The organism is bacterium (genome assembly GCA_004299235.1).
Lineage (GTDB): Bacteria > Chloroflexota > Dormibacteria > Dormibacterales > Dormibacteraceae > SCQL01.
This window is the reverse complement of the sequence record SCQL01000028.1, coordinates 87,031-108,092: the sequence shown is the minus strand read 5'-3', so window position 1 is coordinate 108,092 and position 21,062 is coordinate 87,031. Positions and strand designations below refer to the sequence as shown.

Sequence of the window (21,062 nt, the reverse complement as noted above, 5' to 3'; positions counted from 1 at the left end):
CGTGGCCTCGTCAGGTGGCGCCCGCGGTGCCGTAGCTCAGGTGGTAGAGCGCGCGACTCATAATCGCGTTGTCGCTGGTTCGAGTCCAGCCGGCACCACCATGCTGCGAAAACATTCCTCCGATCCGGTCCTGACCGGCATCAGCGAGTCCGGCCTGATCCGACCCGGAGATCGCGTCCTGGTCGCGGTGTCGGGCGGGCCTGACTCGTGCGCCCTGCTCGTCGCCGCTCACGAGTTGGGTTGCGACGTGATCGTCGCCCATTACGACCACGCCTTGCGAGCCGGCTCGGAGCTGGTGGCCGATCAAGTTCGCGCCCTGTGCGTGCGCCTGGGCGTCGATGTCGTCAGTGAGCGCCGGAGTGAAGCGATGCCGCGGGGCTCAATCCAGGCGGGGGCGCGCGCGCTTCGCTACGCATTCCTGAGCCGGGCCCGAAGTCAGACCCGAGCCGACGTGGTCGCTCTCGCGCACACGGCGGACGACCTGGTCGAAGGCGCGGTCATGCACCTGATGCGCGGCTGTGGGCTGGCCGGCCTGCGCGGCATGCCCAGCCGGCGCGGTGCCTTTGTGCGGCCGCTGCTGTTGGTCTGGAGGCGCGAGGTCGTGGACTTCCTGCGCCGCCGCGAAATCGTCGCCTACGAAGACCCGTCGAACGCCGACACGAGGTTCGCGCGCGTGCGGGTGCGGCGGGAAATCCTTCCCGCTCTCGAACGCGACCGGCCGGGCATCGGCCGCAGGTTCTTCGCCGCAGCCATGCAAGCGGCGGCCACCCAGGAGTCGGTCGCCGCGCAGGCGTTGAACGCGCTGCAGACGGGCGTTGCCTCCAAATCGGACCTGGCCCGCATGCCGGAGCCGGTGGCCGCGGAGGTGATGAAGCTCCTGTACACCAGGGCCGGGGGCACGGAACCCTCACTGTCGCGAGCCCACCTCGACTCGATGCTCAATTTGGCCCGCCCCGGCCGCGGCGGGCGTGGCGTCGACCTTCCCGGCGGGCTGCGTTTCCGTATCGTGGGGGACCGCATGGAGGTCGTGGCGTCGCCACCGAAGCGGCCCGTGGAAAACGGTGCGCGCCCGCGCCTGGAGGTCGTGCGGTGCCGCGGTTGCGACGACCCGGCGGCGACGCACCTTCGCCCCGAGCTCGAACTGCGTGTGGGTTTCCGCCGGCCGGGCTTGCGGATGCGGCCGTTTGGCGGGCGCGGCAGTCGCAAGCTGCAGGACATCTTTGTGGACGCGCGAATCCCGCGCGAGGAGCGCGATGCCTGGCCTCTGGTTTTCGCCGGGGACCGGCTGGCCTGGGTCCCTGGCGTCGCCGTGGACTCCGAGCTGATGAGCCCGCCGGGTCAGGCGGCGGTGCATGTCGGCATCACTCCGATGCCGGTCCGCTGGAGGCCGAAAGTTGCTAGGCTAGAAACGCCGATCAGCCCTCGAGGAGAGCCCAGTTGAGCCGATTCCCCCGCTCCAGCCTTTTTTATTTCGCACTGGTCGTCGTCCTCGGCCTGGTGTTCTGGTTCACCTGGCAGTCGATCCAGAGCGGCCAGAACGCAAGCGACTGGGACTTCTCGACCTTGATGAGCAACGCTTCGTCAGGCACGGTCAGATCGCTCGAGATCAGCGGCACCGATGGCACGGCGCTCGACTCCGAAGGCCACAAGCACAGCGTCACCCTGCCCGATTGCTCTGGCCAGTGCAAGTTCGTCGATGACCTCATGACCAACCACGTGACGATCAAGTACGACAAGAACAACGGCGGCAACTACCTGCTGAGCGTGCTGCTCCCGAACATCATCCTGGTCATCCTTATCGCCGCCTTCATGTGGTGGGTGCTGAGACAGACCCAGAGCGGCAACAACCAGGCGATCTCCTTCGGACGGTCGCGCGCCCGCATGATCGCGGGCGACAAACCGGCGATCACTTTCGCGGACGTTGCCGGCGTCGATGAGGCGAAGCAGGAGCTGACTGAGATCGTCGAGTTCCTGAAGTACCCCGAGAAGTTCGTCGCCCTGGGCGCGCGAATCCCGAAGGGCGTGTTGCTCGTCGGGCCTCCCGGGACCGGTAAGACGCTTTTGAGCAAGGCGGTGGCGGGAGAGGCGGGGGTGCCGTTCTTCTCCATCTCGGGTTCGGAGTTCGTCGAGATGTTCGTCGGTGTGGGCGCGAGCCGCGTGCGGGACCTGTTCGACCAGGCCAAGAAGAACTCACCCTGCATCGTGTTCGTCGACGAGATTGACGCCGTCGGGCGCCAGCGCGGCGCCGGCCTGGGCGGTGGGCACGATGAGCGAGAGCAGACACTCAACCAATTGCTCGTCGAGATGGATGGTTTCGACACCAACACCCACGTCATCATCATCGCCGCGACCAACCGGCCGGACGTGCTCGACCCCGCGCTGCTGCGGCCGGGCCGGTTCGACCGCCACGTCACCCTCGACCGGCCTGACATCAAAGGCCGCCGCTCGATCCTCGATGTGCACGCGAGAAACAAGCCGCTCGACTCCACCGTCGACCTGGAGGTGCTGGCCCGCCAGACACCGGGCTTCAGCGGCGCCGACCTGGCCAACCTGATCAACGAGGCCGCCATCCTCGCCGCCCGCGCCAACAAGAAAGTGATCGGCATGGATGAGCTTGAGGAGGCCATCGCTCGTGTGATCGCGGGTCCGGAGCGCAAGAGCCGTCGTATCTCGGATCACGAAAAAGAGGTGATCGCGTACCACGAGACCGGCCACGCGCTGGTGATGAAGGCGCTGCCGCACGCCGATCCGGTGCACAAGGTCTCGATCATCTCGCGTGGAATGGCGCTTGGCTGGACGCTGAGCCTCCCCGAAGAGGACAAGTACCTCATCTCGCGTGATGAGTTGATGGACCAGATTGCCGGCATCATGGGTGGGCGCGTCGCGGAGGAGATCGTGTTCGGCGACATCACGTCCGGCGCCGAGAACGACATTCAAAAAGCGACCCAGATGGCGCGACGCATGGTGACCCAGTGGGGGATGTCGGACAAGCTGGGGACGGTGGCGATGGGGCATCGCGAAGAGCTCGTCTTCCTGGGCCGTGACCTGGGTGAGCAGAGGAACTATTCAGAAGAGGTGGCCGCGGTCATCGACGAAGAGATCCGCAGCATCGTCAACCACGGCTACCAGACGGCGAAGGTCATTCTCACGGCGCAGCGCCACAAGATGGACGCCGTGGTCGAACGCTTGAAGGTCGTCGAGACGCTGGATGGGAAAGAGCTCGACGAGATCCTCGCCCACGAGGCGCCGGAATCCGCCGCCGCCAGCTCGACCGCTTCCTAGCACGCCGGCGCCGCCGCAGCTGATCGTCGCCGGTCGGGGAAACCTCGGCCGCAGCCTGGCTCGGGCGCTGAAAGCCGCCGGTCACCCGGCGCAGCTGTGGCCGGCGCGGACGGGGCAGGAAAGTCTCGTCGAGAGGCTCGGCTCGCTGCCGCGGGCGATCGTCTTCCTCGCCGTCCCCGACGGCGCTGTGCCGGGCATGGCCGCCGGACTGGCGGCTCACGGGCCGATTCCCCGGAGGGTGGCTTTCTGCCATCTCAGCGGAGCCCTGGACCTGGCGTCGCTCGAACCGCTTCGCGCCCGCCACGCCGTCGGGTCGTTTCATCCCCTGCAGAGTTTCCCCGAGCCGCGGCCGCCCGCATCGTTTCGCGGGATCGTGGTCGCGGTTGACGCCAGCACATCGCCGCTGCGCCGGCAGCTCGCCGGGCTGGCTTGCGATCTGGGCGCCCGACCCAAACACGTCGACGACAGCCAGCGTGTCCTGTATCACGCGGCCGCCGTGTTCGCCTCCAACTACGTCGACGCTCTTCTGCGCGAGGCGGTGGAGCTGCTCAAAGCCGCCGGCTGGAACGAGCAGGAAGCCATGGACGGGCTGGGGCCCCTGGCCGAAGGGGCATTGGCGAACCTCCGCCGGCATGGTCCGGTGGCCGCCCTGACCGGCCCCGTCCGGCGCGGTGACGTGGAGACGGTGCGGCGACATGTGGCGGCTCTCGAGGCGATCGACGAAGGGGCGGAGCCGGAGCGCGGGTCGCGAGTGACCGACCTTTATCGTATGCTCGGCCAGATCGCGCTCGAGATCGCCAGGGAGGCAGGCCTGGAGCCTGCCGCGGCCGAGCGGATGCGAAGGGCGCTGACCCAGCACGCGGCAGCGACCCGAAGGAGGCGCAGGACATGACCACGGTGCTGGACGTTCAGCGATTCAAGGATGAGCACCGCCGCTTTGCCGTGCTCACCGCGTACGACTACCTCAGCGCCCGAATTCTCGACGAGGCCGGGATACCGATCCTTCTCGTCGGGGACAGCCTGGGCATGGTGATGCTCGGTTACCCAACCACCCTGCCGGTGACGCTCGACGAGATGCTGCACCATGCCAAAGCGGTGGCTCGTGGGTCTCGACAGGCCCTGCTGGTCGGCGACCTGCCCTTCATGTCGTATCACGCCTCCGTCGAACAGGCGATCACCAGCGCCGGGCGCTTCCTGCAGGAGGGCGCCATGCATGCCGTGAAGCTCGAGGGTGGCGGCAGGAGCGTCGAGATCACCCGGCGCCTGACCGAGCTCGGCATCCCGGTCATGGGTCACCTCGGCCTGACGCCTCAATTCGTCCACCAGATGGGCGGCTTCAAGGTGCAGGGCAAGAGCCAGGCGCAGGCGGCACGCATCCTGGCTGACGCCGAGGAGCTCGAGCAGGCCGGGGCGTTCAGCCTGGTCCTCGAGGGGGTGCCTGGTGACCTGGCGACACGCGTCACGCAAGCCTTGCGCATCCCGACCATCGGCATCGGCGCGGGCTCGGGCACCGACGGTCAGGTCCTGGTCTTCCACGACATGCTCGGTCTGACCACGGGCAAGGCGCCCAAGTTCGTCAAGCGGTACGCCAACCTCGCCGGGGAGATCCACCAAGCGGCTGAAACGTTCGCCCAGGAGGTCGGCAGCGGGGTGTTCCCCGGGCCGGAGCACGCCTACTCGGCCAACGGCGCCGCGCCGGCGGGGGAGCGAGACGAGGTCAAGTACGGCGCCGGGTAAAGAGCCCGCCGTCTTGGATGCTCCCGACGCGATGCGCGAGGCCGCGCGCCGGTGGCGCCGGGAAGGCCGCTCGATCGGCCTGGTTCCGACCATGGGCGCACTGCACGCCGGCCACCTCAGCCTGGTGGAGCAGGCGCGCAGCGAGAACGCGAAGGTGGTGGTGAGCGTGTTCGTCAACCCGATTCAATTCGGGCCGGGCGAGGATTTCGAGCGCTACCCGCGCGATCCCGACCGTGATGGGGAGCTGCTGGGCCGGGCTGGGGTGGACGCCGTCTACAGGCCGTCGGCGGATGCGATGTACCCACCTGGGGCGAGCACGCGGGTGCTGGTTGGGGGCCTTGCCGAGCGCCTCGAGGGCGCGGCGCGACCCGGTCATTTCGAGGGCGTCGCCACTGTGGTGGCCAAGCTTTTCGGCGCCGTCGAACCGGACCGCGCCTACTTCGGCCAAAAGGATGCCCAGCAGGTGGCGGTGGTCAGGCGCCTGGCGCACGACCTCGACACCGGGGTCGTCATCCGAGTGTGCCCGACGGTTCGGGAGGACGACGGCCTGGCGCTCAGCTCCCGCAATGCCTACCTGAGCCCTGAGGAACGCCAGGCGGCCATGTGCCTGAGCTCCGCCCTCAGGCTCGCCGGGGCCGCCTACGCGGCGGGGGAGCGAAGGCCGGGCGAGCTCCGGGCGGTGCTGCTGGCCGGGATCCAGGTCGAGCCTCTGGCGAGAGTCGATTACGCGGAGTTGGTCGATCTGGAGACGTTTGTCGCACCGGGGTTCCTGGCGGTGCTGGCCGTCCGGATCGGGCACACGCGGTTGATCGACAACCACGATCTGTCACAACCGTTTCCTGGATGAGGCCCGAATGTACGTTACAATTGCAGTTCGTTTTGGCGGAGGCTGATCTGACGACCAAGACCACACCAATAATCCTTAGGGGGTATACGCGTTGTCTATTGAGTCCGGTGCCGTCCTGACAGAACAAGAGGAGGCGACCGACCAGGACTCATCCGCCCCGATGACGATGGAGGACTACCTCCACTACGAAGAGGACGCCTTCAAGACCCCCAACCACGGGGACATCGTGGATGGCATCGTGGTTCGCGTCGATCCGGACGAGGTCCTCGTCGACATCGGCGCCAAAGCCGAAGGGGTCATCTCCAGCAAAGAGCTAGGCCTGCGCGGCGAGGTCGATGCGGTCGGCCTGGAGCCTGGCGACCAGATCAAGGTCTATGTCCTCCAGCCGGAGAACGAGGAAGGCAACGTCGTCCTCAGCCTGCGCCGTGCGCGTGCCGAGACGACCTGGCTCGTGGCTGCCGAGAAGCAGGTCGACGGGTCGGTCATCGAGGCGGACGTGCGCGAGCAGAACAAGGGCGGGCTCATCGTCAACATCCTCGGCCTGCGGGGATTCCTGCCGTCGAGCCAGGTCGCCCGGGCGTACGCCGGCAGCCTGGAGTCGCTGGTCGGCCAGCGCATCCCGGTCAAGATCCTCGAGGTCAATCGCAAGCGCAACCGTCTGATCGTCAGCCAGAAGGCTGCCGAAGACGAGGATCGCGCTCGCAAGCGCGAGGAGCTCTTCAGCCGCCTGCAGACCGGCACGACGGTGAAGGGAACCGTGTCTGGGATCACCAGCTACGGCGCGTTCGTCGACATCGGTGGCGCGGATGGCCTCATCCACATCTCCGAGCTGTCGTGGGACCGCGTGTCGAAGGTGACGGATGTCCTCCAGCTGGGCGACGAGGTCACCGTGAAGGTGATCAAGCTCGACCCTGAGCAGACGCGCATCTCGCTTTCGCTGCGGCAGCTGCAGCAGGATCCATGGGAGAGGCTGGTCCTGTCGATGCCGATCGGCTCGATCGTGGAAGGCCAGGTGACGAAGACCAAGAAGTACGGTGCCTTCCTCCAGATCATGGCCGGGATCGAGGGGCTGCTGCACATCTCCGAGCTGTCCTGGGATCACGTCGAGCGGACCGAAGACGTGCTCAAGGTGGGCGAGACCCTGCAGGTGAAGGTGATCGGGATCGACACTGCCCGGCGCCGCATCTCGCTCAGCCTGAAGCAGCTCTCGGCACCGCCGGCGAGCCTGGCGGGGGCCCGGACCGACCGGCGCCCAGACGAGTACGACGTAGAGGACGGATCCTAACCGTCAGCTGACGCCCGCCTGATTCTTTACCGGCTGGGTGGCGCTCCGCTCGGCCGCTGCCAGGCGCTGACGGGCGGGCGAGAAGTAGGGGTCGATCGCCAGCGCCCTTAGGTAATCGCCGCGGGCCGCAGTCGAGCGCCCGAGCTGCGCTTCGCGGTCGCCGAGCTCGACGTACAAGCTCGGCTCGGTCTCGCCCAGCTCCGCCGCCCGTTTCATTTCCTCCACTCCACGCGCCACCGAGCCTTGCGCCGCCAGGCCCTGGCCGAGCGCCCAGTGGTAGCGGGCCTGAAGCGGATCGACGACCACCGAAAGGTCGGCCCGGCCGTGGTCATACCAGACATCGGCGAGAAGCGGCATGGCCCCCAGCCAGACCGCTGCCAGGGCCATGACCACGGCGAGACCTGAACGCCACCATGCCCGCGCCGGCATCACCGGGCTCCTGGTGGCGGCGGTGGGCACGAGTTCGCCCTCGGCCGCTTGAACCCCCGACCACGTGGCGCCGGCCAAGAGCCAGAAGGCGCCGGTCGCGGGCGCCCAATCGAAGTTGAAGAGAACCCAGACCGTGTACCCCACGCACGCGGCGCTCAAGGCGGCGACGCTGCCGCTGAAGCGCCAGCGCCAGGCGCCGCGAAAGAGAATCACGAGCAGCCAGGCCAGGGCCGCCAGTCCGAGGAGACCCTGGGCGGCAGCGATGTCCAGAGGTCCGGAATGGACGCGGTCGAACGTGACCCCAGGAGACCAGTCGCTGCTCAGGAACTGGCCCAGCGCGAGCCCGGTGGAGTCCTCGCCCCAGCCGGTGAGGGGCCGTGCAGCGATCATGTGCGCCGCGTCTTGCCACAGGTGGACTCGGGTTGGACCCGGGTCGTCGTTGAGCGCGCGGAGCGGGGAAAGCAAGATCAAGACCAGCGAGCCGGCAATCACGGCCGCCGCGCCCACAGCAGCCCCGGCGGCCAGCCTTCCCCGCAGGGCAAACACGATCAGCGCGAGACAGCCGGCGAGGGCGCCGAGGGCTCCGCTCCGAGAGGTCGTGGCCACCAGGCCGCCGGCCATGGTCGCGACGCCGATCCACCACGCCAACGTGAAGCGACCGCCGCGCAGGCCGTGAGCGACCGCGAGGGGGAGGGCCATCGCGATCAGCGCGCCTAGGAGGTTGGCGTTACCGAGGTTGCCGTCGGGCCGAAAAAAGACGTGCCCGGCCGCCTGCAGCAGCGCTTCGAGGCAGGCGACAGACGTGCCGAACACGAATGCGGCTGCCAACCGATCACGCGATCGGTTCGTGCGAAGGAGCCACACCCCCGCCGCAAGCAGGCCGAGGTAGCCGACGCGCATCGGGAGTGACTCGTATCGTGTGTACGCGCCGGCAAGGCCGAGCGGCCACGAAATCGAGAGCAGGAAGGCCAGGACGGCTGCGGCAGCCGAGGCCGCCACCGGCCGGCGAAGCCTGCCAAGACCGGGCCCACCGGGGGTGAGCAGCGCCGCGCCGGCGCCGAGGCATGCGCCCGCGATGACGATTGAGGCTCGGGGCAGAATGAACGAGTCTTGGGCGGCGGGAAGGAAAGCCGTGGGAAGGGCCAGGGCGATTGCGGAGGGGAGGAGATCACCGAGGCGCTCGAGTAGCGGCCTCATCCGGGATCGATGCTGTGCAAGCGCCTCCGCCCAAGGGAAATCCGCCGGTTGAGTTGGAGGTTATATTAGGTGCAGAGGCTACCGTCAGGTGGCCAGAGCAACGTTCGAGGAGGTGCTGGCCCCACCCGAGTCGCAGACATCCAGGAGGAATAAGGACCTTGTATCCGTTTGAGAGATTTACTGAGCGAGCCAAGAAGGTTCTGACGCTCGCCCAAGAAGAAGCAGAACGGTCGCACCATAGCTATATCGGGACCGAGCACCTTCTCCTGGGTTTGCTTCGTGAGGGTGAAGGCCTTGCCGCCAAGGTTCTCAACAACCTCGGCGTGGAGATCGGCAAGGTCCGCCAGACGATCGAGTCTGTGCTGGGCCGGAACGAGCGGATCATCATCCAGCAGATCATCCCGACGTCGCGGGTCAAGAAGGTCATCGAGATCTCCTTCGAGGAAGCGCGCCGCATGGGCCACAACTACGTCGGCACCGAGCATCTGTTGCTCGGACTTCTCATCGAAGGTGAGGGCATCGCGGCCCATGTGCTCGAGGATCTGGGCGCGACGTTGGAAAAGGTGCGTTCCGAGATCGAGCGACTTCTCCATGACTCGACCGCCGAGACCGAAGTGGAGCCGGCTCCCAAGAAGCCGTCGAAGACTCCCCTGCTGGATCAGTTCGGCCGCGATCTGACGGAGCTTGCGCGCCGCAATCAGCTCGATCCCGTGATCGGCCGCGAGACCGAGATCGAGCGCGTCATCCAGATCCTGAGCCGGCGGACCAAGAACAATCCCGCGCTCATCGGTGAGCCGGGCGTCGGTAAGACCGCCATTGCGGAGGGCCTCGCGCAGCAGATCAATCTCGGCAACGTGCCCGAATCACTTCTGCACAAGCGCGTCCTGACGCTCGACATGGGCGCCCTCGTCGCCGGGACCAAGTACCGCGGCGAGTTCGAGGAGCGGCTGAAGAAGATCCTCGACGAGATCCGGTCCAGCCGGGAGGTGGTGCTGTTCATCGATGAGCTGCACACCCTGGTCGGCGCAGGCGCCGCTGAAGGCGCGATCGACGCCGCGAACATCCTCAAGCCGGCATTGGCCCGCGGTGAGATCCAATGCATCGGCGCGACCACCCTCAACGAGTACCGCAAGTACATCGAGAAGGACGCCGCCCTGGAGCGCCGCTTCCAGCCGGTGTACGTCGATCAGCCGACGTTGAACGAGACGATTGAAATCCTCAACGGGGTCAAGTCGCTTTACGAGAAGCACCACCGCGTCACCATCACGGATTCGGCCGTGCGATCGGCGGCCGTGCTCAGCGATCGATACGTGAGCGACCGTGCGCTTCCCGACAAGGCAATAGACCTGATCGACGAAGCGTCAGCACGCGTCCGCATGAAGCTCACCACGACACCCGACGAGCTCAAAGAGCTCCAGAAGGAGATCAAGAAGCAGCGATCCGATCAGGACGATTCGGTGAACAAGCAGGACTTCGAGGCGGCCGCAGGCGTGCGTGACAAGGTCAAGAAGCTTCAGGACAAGCTGGCGCTCAAAGAAGCCGCGTGGCGGGACAAGCTGGGCGAGACGGTCCCCGAGGTCGGCGAGGAGGACATCGCTCAGATCGTGGCGGCGTGGACAGGCGTGCCGGTTTCTCGCCTGGTCGAGGAGGAGACCGAGCGCCTCCTCCGCATGGAGGAGGAGCTCCACCGGCGGATGGTCGGACAGGACGAAGCGATCGTCACCGTCTCGCAGGCGGTGCGGCGCGCTCGCGCCGGACTCAAGGACCCGCGCCGGCCGATCGGCTCGTTCATCTTCCTGGGCCCGACTGGGATCGGCAAGACCGAGCTGGCTCGTGCCCTCGCCGAGTACCTGTTCGACTCGGAGGACTCGCTGATCAAGCTGGACATGTCCGAGTTCATGGAGCGGCACACGACAGCACGTCTGGTCGGCTCGCCTCCCGGCTATGTCGGTTATGACGAGGGCGGTCAGCTGACAGAGGCGGTCCGACGCAGGCCTTACTCGGTGATCCTGTTCGACGAGATCGAGAAGGCACATCCCGAAGTCTTCAACATGCTGCTGCAGATCCTTGAGGACGGCCGGCTCAGCGACGCCAAGGGCAAGGTGGTCAACTTCGCCAATACCGTGATCATCATGACCTCGAACCTCGGCATCCGCGATGTCAACCAGGCGGGTACCTCTCTCGGGTTCCAGCCTGCGGTGGTCGATGAGGCCGATGAGGTCGAGCGCCGCCACAAGAACACGAAGGAAAAGATCGACGAGGAGCTCAAGCGGATGTTCCGCCCAGAGTTCTTGAACCGCGTCGACGCGGTCGTCGTGTTCAAGAGCCTGACCACGCAGCAGATCCGGCAGATCGTCGATCTACAGCTGCTGCGCCTGGGCAAGCACCTGGTCGAGCAGCAAATAACGATCGAGGTCAGCGACGCGGCCAAAGATCTCCTGGCGAAGGAGGGCTACGACCGGGTGTATGGCGCCCGGCCGCTGCGGCGCGTCATCACCAGCAGGATCGAAGACCAGCTCTCCGAGCACCTGCTCCGAGGGAAGATCGCCCGCGGCGACACGGTGCAGATCGATCTCGACGGCGAGGACGGGCTCAAGTTCACGCCGCTGAAGCATCGGCACAAGGAGCCGGCCGGCACCGGGGCGGGCGCCAAACCGTAGTCCCCGCCGAAGGCCTACCCGGCTGGATTGGCGTACAAGCTCGACTTCGACACCCGGGTGCTGGGGAGCTTCGTCCGCGCCGGCGGTCGCCTGCTCGGCATTCCCGCCCAGCGCAAGAAGCGGATGGTGGTGTTGCGCTGGTTGGTCGAGGACTTCCAGCCTGGGCGCAGGTACCGGGAGGCGGAGGTCAATCGCATCATGGGGCAGCGGCATCCTGACTTCGCGGCGCTCCGTAGGTACCTGGTGGATGAGGAGCTGATGCAGCGCGCTCGAAGCATCTACTGGCGCACCGGAAGCGTGCCCGATGTCGGCCACGACCCCGCGTGTTGGCCGGGCCCCATGGCCTGACCTCGAAGGCCCCCCGCACCGGGGGGTAGGGGGCGGGCCGGGCGGGGGCCGAAATCGGCGAGGCTCCGGACTAGCTCTTGAGCCAGCCTCCCAGGCCACCAGCCAGTTTGGCGGGCGTGGTCTGGCTCTTGATCAGATGGTCCAGCGCCCCCAGTTTGGCGCCTCGGTCGACCAGTTCCTTCTCGTCGTGGTTGGAAAGGATCACGACCGGAACGGCACTGGTCATGGGGTCGGCGCGTAAGGCTTCGAGGACCGCGATGCCGTCCAGCTTCGGCAGGCGGATGTCCAGGAAAATGATGTCCGGCAGCGATCGGCGCGCCATCTCCAGCGCCAGCTCGCCATCGGATGCGACGTCGACTCGATAACCGTCCAGCTCGAGCTTCAACTTGTAGAGCTGTGCGACCGTGGGGTCGTCCTCGACGAAGAGAACCCGGAGGTCTTCACGGCTGGCAGTCGCTTCGTTGTTCACCTCAACCCTCCGAACGAGGTTAACGTGTCGCGAACTCCGCCCTTGCGTTCGACTGCGACTCGGTGAGCGCAGCCGCACAATTGTCAAAGCGTGAGTGCCCCGGTCCCTTTTCGCCTGCGCCCTCTCGAGATCGGCGACCTGCTGGATGAGACGTTTCGCATGTACCGCCGGCACTTCTTCCTCTTCGCCGGCATCTCGGTGATCGTCTCCATCCCGTCCGCTGCGCTTTCCGGGTACGGCTCTTACACGCTGTTCAGCGGCCTGCTCCGGCAGATGGGCTCAGGTCAGCCCGACCTGCGCACGCTCGGGTCGACGCTGGTCGCCTTCGGCATCGGCGCGTTGATCAACGTGTTGTTCATCCCGTTCTTCTACGGCGCGGTCACCTATGCCGCGTGTGAATCGGCGCTCGGCAGGCCCATCGGTCCAGTCGGAGTGTTCACCGCGATCGCGCGCCGGTATTTCCCCCTGCTGGGTTACTGGCTTCTCATCGGGCTGATGCTGATCATGTTCTGCCTGATCCCGCTGTGGGCCTGGATCTGGGTCGGCTGGGCCGTGGTCATGCCGGTGATGTTCATCGAGAACGCGCGGCTCGGCACGGCCATGGGTCGAAGCTGGCGCCTGGTGGAGGGGCGATGGTGGCGCACCTTCCTGATCCTGTTCCTGATGCTCATCGTTTACTACGTCATTCGCATCGCGCTCAGCGCTTTCGTCGCGCTCGGGCAAGCGCTTCTGCAGCTCGTCCTGTCCACGGTCGTCGTGTTGTGGATCTCTGGGACCACCACCGTGATCATCGACTCCCTCGTCAACCCGGTCATCCAGATCGCGATCGTCCTCATCTACTTCGACCTTCGCGTGCGCCGTGAGGGATTGGACCTCTTTCAGCTCGCGCAACGCGTTGCCCATCCGCAGCCCGCGCAGTGAGCCAGCCGGGCGCGCGCAGGGCGCATTCTCAGCCGGGCGCGCGCAGGGCGCACTCTCAGCCGGGCGCGCGCAGGGCGCACTCTCAGCCGGGCGCGCGCAGGGCGCACTCTCAACCGGGCGCGCGCAGGGCGCACCCTCCCCTGAGGATGCTCTTCGCGCTCCGGGCGACGGCACCTTTGGTGGTGGCGATCGCGCTCGGCGTCGTCACCGCGGCGCCGGCATCGGCCGATCCACCGAATCCGCCGAGCTACCGCGAGGCGGTCCAGGAGGCCTACAACCTGGTCGGCGCCGCGGCGCCGACCGACGCCGCCCCGGCGCGCATGGCGATCGACGCGCTCGAGGCCGGCACCGAGCGGAGCCAGCCGGAGATCCTCGCCGACCTTCACCGCCGGCCTCCTGATTACAAGGATGCCGCCGCCCGCCTTCGATCCCTGCTGTCCGCGCTCGACCAGCCTGCAAGCACCACCGACCCCATCCTGGCGAAGCAGCGGTTGCACGACGTCCTGGCCATGCATCGATACGACGGGCTGCACCGGCCGCCCTCCCTGCTGGACCGGCTCGTGCAGTGGGTGAGCGATCGAATCACCGAGCTGCTGCGCCTGCTGTTCGGCGGCCACGGCGGACCCCAGGCACCCGATTGGTTCTTCTATCTCGCGGGCGCCGCCGGGCTGGCGGCGGTGGCGTGGATCGTCTTCCGCTCCGCACGCGGCCGGTTCACAGAAGCGGTCATGGCCGGCACGCCCGCGGGACCGCGCGCTCCTTCCGACTACTTCGCCGAAGCGGACCGCCTGGCCGCCGCCGGCGATCGCGTCGGAGCCGTCCGCGCGCTCTGCGCCGGCGTGGCGGCGACGCTTGCCGGTGAGCGCACCTGGGAAGGCAGTCCGCTGACCGTGCGCGAGATCTTCGAGCGCTCGCCGGATCCTGCTCGACTGCGACCGCTCCTCATCCCGTTCGAAGCCGCGATCTATGGTGGCCGTGCGGTCGATCCGGAAACCTACCAACGCGCCGCGCGGGTGGCGGCTCCCTTCCGCCCGCCGGCGGAGCTTGCCGCATGAGAGGAGCGCGTGGCTGGGCGATCGCGGGGATGGTTTCGGTGGTCGTGGCGGCGGCGGCTTACTTCGGCCAGCCGCATCACGACTCGCCTGAGCACAGCTCCAACAGCGACGCCGCGAACGGCACCTCTGCCGCCCGCCTGTTCACGCAGGCGATGGGCCACCCGACGGACCAGATCGCAGGCAGGTTCGCGCTTCCCGAACCACACGGTCTGATGTTCGTATTCACCCCCACCAGTCCCTACACGTCCGACGAGGCGGATCGCACCCTGCGTTGGGTCCGCGCCGGAGGCGTTCTCATCTATGCCTCCGAGCAAGGGGATCCCGAGCTCGACCGCGCGTTCGGGGTGAGGCGTCTCGGCGGGTTCGCATCCAGCCGCACCGAGGTGGCGAGTCCGGTCGTCGACGGCGTCACCACGGTATCGGGGAGCGATTCAGCCGTGCCCCTGGACCCATCCGCCGGTCAGGTCCCCTTCCTGCGTACTCCGGACGGCTTCGTGCTCGGCTACCTCCAGCGGATGGAGACGGGGACCGTGGTGGTCCTGGCCGACCCGCTCGTGCTGTGCAACGGATACCTGGAGAAGCGTGACAACGGCCGGCTGCTGTCCGACCTCGCCGGCATCGCCGGCGGCAGCGCGCCGGTCGCGTTCGACGAGTACCACCATGGCTTGATCCTCAGCGACTTTGCGCCCCAGGCATGGGTCGCGACTCCGTGGGGCGCCGCTCTCCTGTGGCTGCTCGTCGCCGTTTTCGCCGGCCTCGTCCTGCGCGGCCGGTCGTTCGGGCCGCTGCTCCCGCGCCCGGCGGAGGCGGCGCGCACCGACGTCGAATGGGCCGCTGCGGTCGGTCAGCTGCTCCGCCGCTCCAGCGCACGCGCCGTCACCCTCGGCCTGCTCGCCTCCGCCACCGAGCGTTCGGTGGCGGCGCAAACCGGGCTTGGGCTGCAGCCGCGCGAACGCTTCTGGAATGCTCTGTGGGTGCGCGCACCCGCGTTGGCGGCCGAGCTCGCCGACGCCGAGAGCACGCTTGACAGCGCAGCCGCCACCGAGTCCGGGTTGTTGAAGGCGGCCCGCCGGCTGCATCACATCGCCCATCCTGTTACCGAAGAGCGCCGCCATCGGCGTCCAGCATCGACCAAGGAGGCCTGATGACCGGCACCATTTCAATCGCCGCGCCCGATTTCTACGCCCGCCTTCGTGAGCAGCTCGTCAAGGCGGTCGTGGGCCAAGAAGAAGCCATCCGTCTGTGCGCCATCGCTCTCGTCGCGCAGGGCCATGTCCTCCTGGAAGGCGTCCCCGGCACCGGTAAGACCCTGCTCGCCAAGTCGATCGCCCGAGCCCTGGCGCTCGACTACGGCCGCGTCCAGTTCACGCCGGATCTCATGCCCGCGGACATCGTCGGCACGTCGGTGTACGACCTGGCCAACCGAACGTTCGCGCTGCGCCGCGGGCCGATCTTCACCAACATCCTGCTCGCCGATGAGATCAACCGAGCGCCCGCCAAGGTCCAGTCGGCCCTGCTCGAGGCGATGGAGGAGCGTGGTGTGACCCTTGAAGGCGGGCAGCTGGCGCTCCCGGCGCCCTTTCTCGTGCTTGCGACGCAGAACCCCATCGAGTACGAAGGCACCTACCCGCTGCCCGAAGCGCAGCAGGACCGCTTCCTGTTCAAAGTCCGGCTCGACTACCCTTCGCCCCCGGACGAGATGGAGGTCCTCCGGCGCTGGGAATCCGGCATCGAGCTCCGCGATCCCGTGAAGGCCGGCGTCGAGCCGGTCCTCGGGGCCGCCGACGTCGAAGCCTGCCGTGCGCAGGTCGCGAAGGTCGTGCTCGACGAGAAGATCCGCCGCTACGTCGTCGACCTCGCGTCAGCCACGCGCACCGCCCCCGAGATCGCGCTGGGCGCCAGCACGCGGGCCGAGGTCCTCCTCATGCTCGCGGCGCGCGCATACGCGGCCTTCGATGGATCGGAGTTCGTCACGCCCGACCACGTGAAGGCGCTGCTCGCGCCCGCGTTCCGGCATCGCCTCATCCTTCGCCCGGAAGCCGAGGTCGCCGGCCAGACGCCGGACAGCATCCTCGAGGCGGTGGCCGGCCGGGTCGTCCCGCCCCGCTGACAGCTTGATCAGGGGACTTGCGCCGCAGCCTCGCCTGCTGTGGGCGATCGCCATCGGCGCGGGCCTGATCGCCCTCGCGGTCGCGTCGCCGGTGCTGGGATTGGTCGCGCTCGTCTATCAGACCGGGCTCGTGATCATCGCCGCGCGCGACCTTGCGCTGCTGCCCGGCCGCGCCGGCTACCGCGTCCGCCGCGTCATGCCCGAACCCTTCTCGCTCGGCGAACGCGAGGAGGTCACGGTCGTGGTGGAGAACCCCGCCGCCGCCGGCCTGTTGGCAAAGATCGCCGACCACGCTCCGTCTGAGCTGCAGCCCCAGCCAAGGGAGGTGTGTGGAAGGTTCGACCGCGACGGCCGTCTGCAGCTCACGTACCGCACCACCTCGCCCAGGCGCGGCGCGTACCGGTTCGGCCCGCTCGACCTGCAGGTGTCGCGCGCCGAGGGCTGGTGGCGCCGGCAGGTGCGCCTGCAGCACCCCCACGCGGCGGCCGTCTTTCCCAACGTCGTCGCCATCAAACGCGTACAGCTGACGCTCCGCCGCGGCGTGCGCGCGATGGCCGGCCTGCGCCGCGCCCGGCCGCCCGGCGCCTCCACCGCCTTCGCCGGCCTGCGCGACTACGTGCGCGGCGACGATATCCGGCGCGTGAGCTGGACCGCAACCGCGCGGCGCGACCACCCGGTGGTGGTGGAGGTCGAGGCGGAGCGCGGCCAGCAGGTGATGATCGCCATCGACTGCGGCCGGCTGATGACGGCGCCCGCAGGCGGCCTGGACAAGCTCGACCACGCCGTCAACGCCGCCCTCATGCTCGCGTGGGTCGCTCAGGCCTATGGAGACCGCGTCGGCCTGATGACCTTCGACGACCACGTCACCGGTTTCATCCAACCCGAGCGCGGCAGCGTCCAGCTGCGGCGTCTGACCGAAGCCCTGTACGCCGTCAAGGCCCAGTACGTCGAGCCTGACTTCGGCCATGCGCTGACCCACCTGGCGCTGAGGGTGACCCGGCGGTCGATGATCGTCGTGCTCACCGACGTCCAGGATCCGGAAGCCTCCAAAGAGCTGGTCGCCCACTGCCTCCGGCTGGCGGCGCGCCACCTCGTCCTGGTGGTCGCCATGTCCGACCCCGCGGTCCTGAGCGCGCGCGATGCTCCGATCACGAGCTCTGCGCGCGCGTACGAATGGGCGGCGGCGGAGGAGTTCGTCGCCACCCGGCGCGAGAGCTTCGAGCTGCTGCGCCGCGGTGGGGTCCTGGGTCTCGACGTGGTGGCCGGGAGCCTCAGCCCGGCGTTGGTGGAACGCTATCTCGAACTTAAGGAGCGGGCGCTTCTGTGATCACGTCAAAGCCCTGCGCGCGCCCGGCGCCGGTGGCGCGGCCGGCCGGTGAGCAGCAGGTACGAGTACAGGAGCAGCCCGGTCGTCAGCCCGATCGTGAGCTTGACCGCGAACGGAGCGCCGGAAGGCGAGAGGTTGCCCTCGATCGTGCCGGCGAGCACGAGCAGGGGCGCGAGGCCGAGCAGCAGGATGAAAGCGCGCCGGGTCGCTAGGGCGAGCGCGTCCGAGCGCGTCCGGTTGCCGGGCGAGATCAGCGCCCAGCCCATCAGCAGGCCGCCCGCGCCCTGCGCGACCACGATCGACAGCTCGAGCACTCCGTGGCCGATGACGAAGTCGAACAGGCCGGCGCTCAGGCCGTAAGCCTGGGTCAGGCCGAAGAGCCCGCCGAGGCTGATGCCGTTGCTGATCATCACCCACATCACGGGTAGACCGAAGAACACGCCCAGCGAGAACGCGACCATCGACACCCAGATGTTGTTGGTCATGATCAGCCCGGCTGCTTGGATGCGAGCCTCAGGCGGGATGTTCGTCCAGAGCTGGTGATGGCGCACCGAGTCGATGAGCTGGGGCGGTGCGAGGGCGTATGCCGAATCCGGGTTGACCAGGACGACGAAGTAGCTCACGAACGCGGGCACGAACATGAGCCCGGCGGCGGCCAGCAGGTACGGCCACGCGCCGCGATAGGTGCGTGGAAGGGTCTCGGTGTAGAAGGCGCGTGCGCGCCGCCACACCTCTCCGCCGCGACGGTAGACGACGCCGTGACCGCGCGCGACCAGGCCGTTCAAGTAACGCTGGACCGGTTCGCCCGGCCAGTCTCGCTGAGCTCGCGCGAGGTCAGCGGTCGCCCGCCGGTAGAGCGCGGCCATGGTCAGCACCTGCGCCGGCGCGAGCCCGTTGAGTCGCCCGCGGCCCGCGCTTGCGAGCAGGTCCTCGAGCCGGTTCCAATCGTCGCGACGCAGCGCGACGAAGTCCTCCGCGCGCATGGAAGGAAAATACCCGACATGGAGTCTTTACCCGACAGCGACCTCGTCGTCGCCACGCCCGAGCGCGTGTCGTTTGACTACCAGGTCGCCGGCCTGGGGACGCGTGCCATCGCGCAGGTCCTCGACCTGTTGATCGTGTTCGGGATCCTGGCGGCCGTGTACTTCGTCGCCATCGCCGCCGCCGCGGCGGGCGCCAACGACCTCGCGGTGCTGATCGGCGTCATCGGCGGCTTCGTCGTCGTCTTCGGCTATTTCTGGATCAGCGAGGCACTGTGGTCCGGCCAGACCGTCGGCAAAAAGGTCTTCCGTCTCCGTGCGGTGGGGGATCGCGGCGAGCCGCTCACCTTCGTCCAGGCGGGGATCCGCAACGTCGTGCGAATCGTCGACTTCCTGCCGTACGCCTATGGGGTCGGGCTGATCGTGCTGTTCGTCAACGGCAGGGGCAAGCGCCTCGGCGACCTGGCGGCGGGCACGATCGTGGTCAAGGACTCAGACCACGTCTGGCTGTGGCAGCTCGCCGGCGGCCGGCCCGCGCCCCCGCCAGGCGCTCCACCTTCGCCGCCCGCCGCGTACCCGGCCTCGGCGCCGCCCGCGCCCTACATACCTGTCACGCCCGCCGAGCTCACGCTGCGGCGCCTCGACCCGGAGCTGCGCCGCTTCGTCACGTCCTACGCGCGGCGTCGATCAGAGCTGTCGTTCGAACTGCGGGTGCAGCTGGCGAACCAGGTCCAGCCGAGCCTTCGCCACGCGCTTCCCGATATCTTCGCCGAGAGCGGACCGCTCGCCGCGCTCGACCACCTCGCCGACCTGGAAAGGCGATAGCCGGCGTGCGGTCCAAAGGGGTCGTGTAATGTGGACGCCGCCCCGGGGGTAGTCAGGGCGGCGCCTCGACGCTTCAAGAAGCGGGGGTTCCCGTTCCTCGCATTGGATAACGCCGGCGCCGGTAAAAGGCTACGGACCCACTTGTAAAAGCCCGATCATGGGCGGAAAGTCACCCTATGGCCAAATCGACCATCACCTTCGTCTGCACCGACTGCGGCGGCGAGAGCCTTCGTTGGGCCGGCCAGTGCCCGCACTGCCGTGCCTGGAACACGCTTCAGGAGTTCCAGCTGCGCAAGGCCGCTCCCGGCAAGGCACGCGCCCACCCGGCCGGCGCCGCCCAGGCGATTCCGCTGACCGAGATCGCCGCCGAAGCGGCCCCGCGACGCTCGCTGGCCTGGGACGAGCTCAACCGGGTGCTGGGCGGTGGGATCGTGTCGGGAAGCCTCGTCCTCGTGGGCGGCGAGCCGGGGGTCGGAAAGTCGACGCTGCTCATGCATGCCGCTCACCAGGTCGCCCAGCGAGGCGGCCGGGTGCTCTACGTCTCGGGCGAGGAATCGGGGCAGCAGGTGCAGATGCGGGCGCGGCGGCTGGGCGCCCTTGAGCCTGGCATCCTGCTGCTGGCCGAAAACGACCTGGATGCGATCTGCGAGTCGATCCGGGCCGAGGCGCCGCAGCTGGCCATCGTCGATTCCATCCAGACCGTGACCGACGCGGGCTTCGAAGGCAGCGCCGGAAGCGTCACGCAGGTCCGGGAGTCGGCGGGACGGCTCATGCGCCTGGCGAAGGAGACCGGCGTTCCGATCTTCCTGGTCGGCCACGTGACCAAAGACGGGGCGATCGCCGGACCCAGGGTCCTGGAGCATATCGTTGACGCCGTGCTTTACCTGGAAGGCGACCGGAGGCAGGAGCTGCGCGTCCTCCGCGCGATGAAAAACCGCTTCGGCTCAGCCGAGGAGATCGGCGTGTTCGCCATGGGCGAGGCGGGCCTGGAAGAGGTCCCCGATCCCTCTGCCGCGCTGCTCGGCAACGCCACGGTCGCCTCGCCGGGCACCGCGATCGTCGCCGCGCTCGAGGGCACGCGACCGCTGCTGGTCGAGATCCAGAGCCTGGTCAACGCGACGACCAACAACATCGTCCGCCGGATTGCCAACGGCATCGACATCAATCGGCTGCACATGATCGTCGCGGTGCTGGAGAAGCGCCAGAACCACAAATTCGGGTCCTCAGACATCTTCGTCAACGTGGCGGGCGGCATCCGGGTGACCGAGCCGGCCGCCGACCTCGGTCTCGCGCTGTCGATCGTCAGCAACCGGGACGACAGGCAACTGCCAGACGGCCTGGTCGTGATCGGTGAGCTGGGATTGGCGGGCGAGGTGCGTCGCGTGGGTCAACTGGAGCGCCGCCTCCACGAGGCCGCCCGGCACGGGCTCACGCGCGCTTTGATTCCGGCCGGCGCCAAAGCCGGACGGCCATCCGGCCTCGACGTGGTTGAGGTCCGGACCCTGGCGGAGGCGGTCTCCGCCGCCTTTTCTACACCCATCAGGTCTGGCATGTTCATCAGGGGGGCCGGGGTTTCGGTCCCCTGAGGAG

At 68.0% G+C, this 21,062-nt stretch carries 16 protein-coding genes, 1 tRNA gene and 1 pseudogene; 15 read left to right on the top strand and 3 right to left on the bottom strand.

The window, feature by feature from the left end:
• The first annotated feature begins 25 nt into the window (after positions 1–25).
• From EPN29_08910 to rpsA, 7 genes are all read left to right on the top strand, one after another.
• Positions 26–101 (top strand) — tRNA-Met (locus EPN29_08910).
• Positions 101–1,441, top strand: a complete 1,341-nt coding sequence (gene tilS, locus EPN29_08905; protein TAN32286.1) for a tRNA lysidine(34) synthetase TilS — start codon at positions 101–103, stop codon at positions 1,439–1,441. Before EPN29_08910 ends, tilS begins: the two co-directional genes overlap by 1 nt.
• A complete protein-coding gene (gene hflB, locus EPN29_08900) occupies positions 1,438–3,282 on the top strand; it encodes an ATP-dependent zinc metalloprotease FtsH (GenBank protein TAN32285.1) in 1,845 nt (614 codons plus the stop codon). The genes tilS and hflB overlap by 4 nt, the downstream gene beginning before the upstream one ends.
• Complete coding sequence (locus tag EPN29_08895) at positions 3,209–4,174, top strand: DUF2520 domain-containing protein (GenBank protein ID TAN32284.1); 966 nt, start codon at positions 3,209–3,211, stop codon at positions 4,172–4,174. Before hflB ends, EPN29_08895 begins: the two co-directional genes overlap by 74 nt.
• On the top strand, positions 4,171–5,019 hold the full coding sequence (gene panB / locus EPN29_08890) for a 3-methyl-2-oxobutanoate hydroxymethyltransferase (protein TAN32283.1): 849 nt from the start codon (positions 4,171–4,173) through the stop codon (positions 5,017–5,019). Before EPN29_08895 ends, panB begins: the two co-directional genes overlap by 4 nt.
• 31 nt (positions 5,020–5,050) lie before the next feature.
• The gene (locus EPN29_08885; protein TAN32480.1) at positions 5,051–5,866 is read left to right on the top strand and encodes a pantoate--beta-alanine ligase; all 816 of its coding nucleotides are present in this window, start codon (positions 5,051–5,053) and stop codon (positions 5,864–5,866) included.
• A gap of 91 nt (positions 5,867–5,957) precedes the next feature.
• Positions 5,958–7,151 carry a 30S ribosomal protein S1 gene (gene rpsA / locus EPN29_08880; protein TAN32282.1) on the top strand — a complete coding sequence of 398 codons (1,194 nt, stop codon included), beginning with the start codon at positions 5,958–5,960 and terminating at the stop codon, positions 7,149–7,151.
• Between the two features lie 3 nt (positions 7,152–7,154).
• Here rpsA and EPN29_08875 read toward each other — a convergent pair whose 3' ends face one another.
• Entirely contained in the window at positions 7,155–8,777 is a 1,623-nt protein-coding gene (locus EPN29_08875) for a hypothetical protein (GenBank protein ID TAN32281.1), read from the bottom strand.
• Between the two features lie 158 nt (positions 8,778–8,935).
• Here EPN29_08875 and EPN29_08870 point away from each other — a divergent pair, with 158 nt between their 5' ends.
• Positions 8,936–11,437 (top strand): ATP-dependent Clp protease ATP-binding subunit, encoded by a 2,502-nt coding sequence (locus EPN29_08870; protein TAN32280.1) that lies wholly within the window; start codon positions 8,936–8,938, stop codon positions 11,435–11,437.
• Positions 11,438–11,464: 27 nt separating this feature from the next.
• On the top strand, positions 11,465–11,785 hold the full coding sequence (locus tag EPN29_08865) for a DUF2087 domain-containing protein (GenBank protein ID TAN32279.1): 321 nt from the start codon (positions 11,465–11,467) through the stop codon (positions 11,783–11,785).
• A 70-nt stretch (positions 11,786–11,855) separates the two neighbouring features.
• Here the strand turns inward: EPN29_08865 and EPN29_08860 are convergent, their stop codons facing one another.
• A complete protein-coding gene (locus EPN29_08860; protein ID TAN32278.1) occupies positions 11,856–12,527 on the bottom strand; it encodes a response regulator in 672 nt (223 codons plus the stop codon).
• A 794-nt stretch (positions 12,528–13,321) separates the two neighbouring features.
• Between EPN29_08860 and EPN29_08855 the strand changes: the two genes are divergently transcribed.
• From EPN29_08855 to EPN29_08840, 4 genes are read left to right on the top strand one after another with little or no spacing between them, the layout of a single operon-like run.
• Positions 13,322–14,230, top strand: a complete 909-nt coding sequence (locus EPN29_08855) for a hypothetical protein (protein TAN32277.1) — start codon at positions 13,322–13,324, stop codon at positions 14,228–14,230.
• Positions 14,227–15,375, top strand: a complete 1,149-nt coding sequence (locus EPN29_08850; GenBank protein TAN32276.1) for a DUF4350 domain-containing protein — start codon at positions 14,227–14,229, stop codon at positions 15,373–15,375. Before EPN29_08855 ends, EPN29_08850 begins: the two co-directional genes overlap by 4 nt.
• On the top strand, positions 15,375–16,340 hold the full coding sequence (locus tag EPN29_08845; protein TAN32275.1) for a MoxR family ATPase: 966 nt from the start codon (positions 15,375–15,377) through the stop codon (positions 16,338–16,340). The genes EPN29_08850 and EPN29_08845 overlap by 1 nt, the downstream gene beginning before the upstream one ends.
• Positions 16,341–16,344: 4 nt before the next feature.
• Positions 16,345–17,667 (top strand): DUF58 domain-containing protein, encoded by a 1,323-nt coding sequence (locus EPN29_08840; protein ID TAN32274.1) that lies wholly within the window; start codon positions 16,345–16,347, stop codon positions 17,665–17,667.
• A gap of 5 nt (positions 17,668–17,672) precedes the next feature.
• Here EPN29_08840 and EPN29_08835 read toward each other — a convergent pair whose 3' ends face one another.
• Complete coding sequence (locus EPN29_08835; GenBank protein ID TAN32273.1) at positions 17,673–18,650, bottom strand: stage II sporulation protein M; 978 nt, start codon at positions 18,648–18,650, stop codon at positions 17,673–17,675.
• On the opposite strand from EPN29_08835, the pseudogene EPN29_08830 reads away from it, so the two are divergent.
• A pseudogene (locus EPN29_08830) lies at positions 18,210–19,121 on the top strand (RDD family protein). The gene EPN29_08835 and the pseudogene EPN29_08830 sit on opposite strands and share 441 nt — an antisense overlap.
• 527 nt (positions 19,122–19,648) lie before the next feature.
• Positions 19,649–21,058 (top strand): DNA repair protein RadA, encoded by a 1,410-nt coding sequence (radA, locus tag EPN29_08825; GenBank protein TAN32272.1) that lies wholly within the window; start codon positions 19,649–19,651, stop codon positions 21,056–21,058.
• The last annotated feature ends 4 nt before the right edge of the window (positions 21,059–21,062 follow it).

Excerpts from the sequence above, each read along its gene's own strand:
- EPN29_08835 (TAN32273.1), bottom strand. The coding sequence starts at position 18,650 with ATGCGCGCGGAGGACTTCGTCGCGCTGCGTCGCGACGATTGGAACCGG.
- EPN29_08895 (TAN32284.1), top strand. The coding sequence starts at position 3,209 with ATGGGAAAGAGCTCGACGAGATCCTCGCCCACGAGGCGCCGGAATCCG.
- tilS (TAN32286.1), top strand. The coding sequence starts at position 101 with ATGCTGCGAAAACATTCCTCCGATCCGGTCCTGACCGGCATCAGCGAG.
- radA (TAN32272.1), top strand. The coding sequence starts at position 19,649 with ATGGCCAAATCGACCATCACCTTCGTCTGCACCGACTGCGGCGGCGAG.
- EPN29_08850 (TAN32276.1), top strand. The coding sequence starts at position 14,227 with ATGAGAGGAGCGCGTGGCTGGGCGATCGCGGGGATGGTTTCGGTGGTC.
- panB (TAN32283.1), top strand. The coding sequence starts at position 4,171 with ATGACCACGGTGCTGGACGTTCAGCGATTCAAGGATGAGCACCGCCGC.
- EPN29_08845 (TAN32275.1), top strand. The coding sequence starts at position 15,375 with ATGACCGGCACCATTTCAATCGCCGCGCCCGATTTCTACGCCCGCCTT.
- EPN29_08855 (TAN32277.1), top strand. The coding sequence starts at position 13,322 with ATGCTCTTCGCGCTCCGGGCGACGGCACCTTTGGTGGTGGCGATCGCG.
- EPN29_08885 (TAN32480.1), top strand. The coding sequence starts at position 5,051 with ATGCGCGAGGCCGCGCGCCGGTGGCGCCGGGAAGGCCGCTCGATCGGC.
- EPN29_08875 (TAN32281.1), bottom strand. The coding sequence starts at position 8,777 with ATGAGGCCGCTACTCGAGCGCCTCGGTGATCTCCTCCCCTCCGCAATC.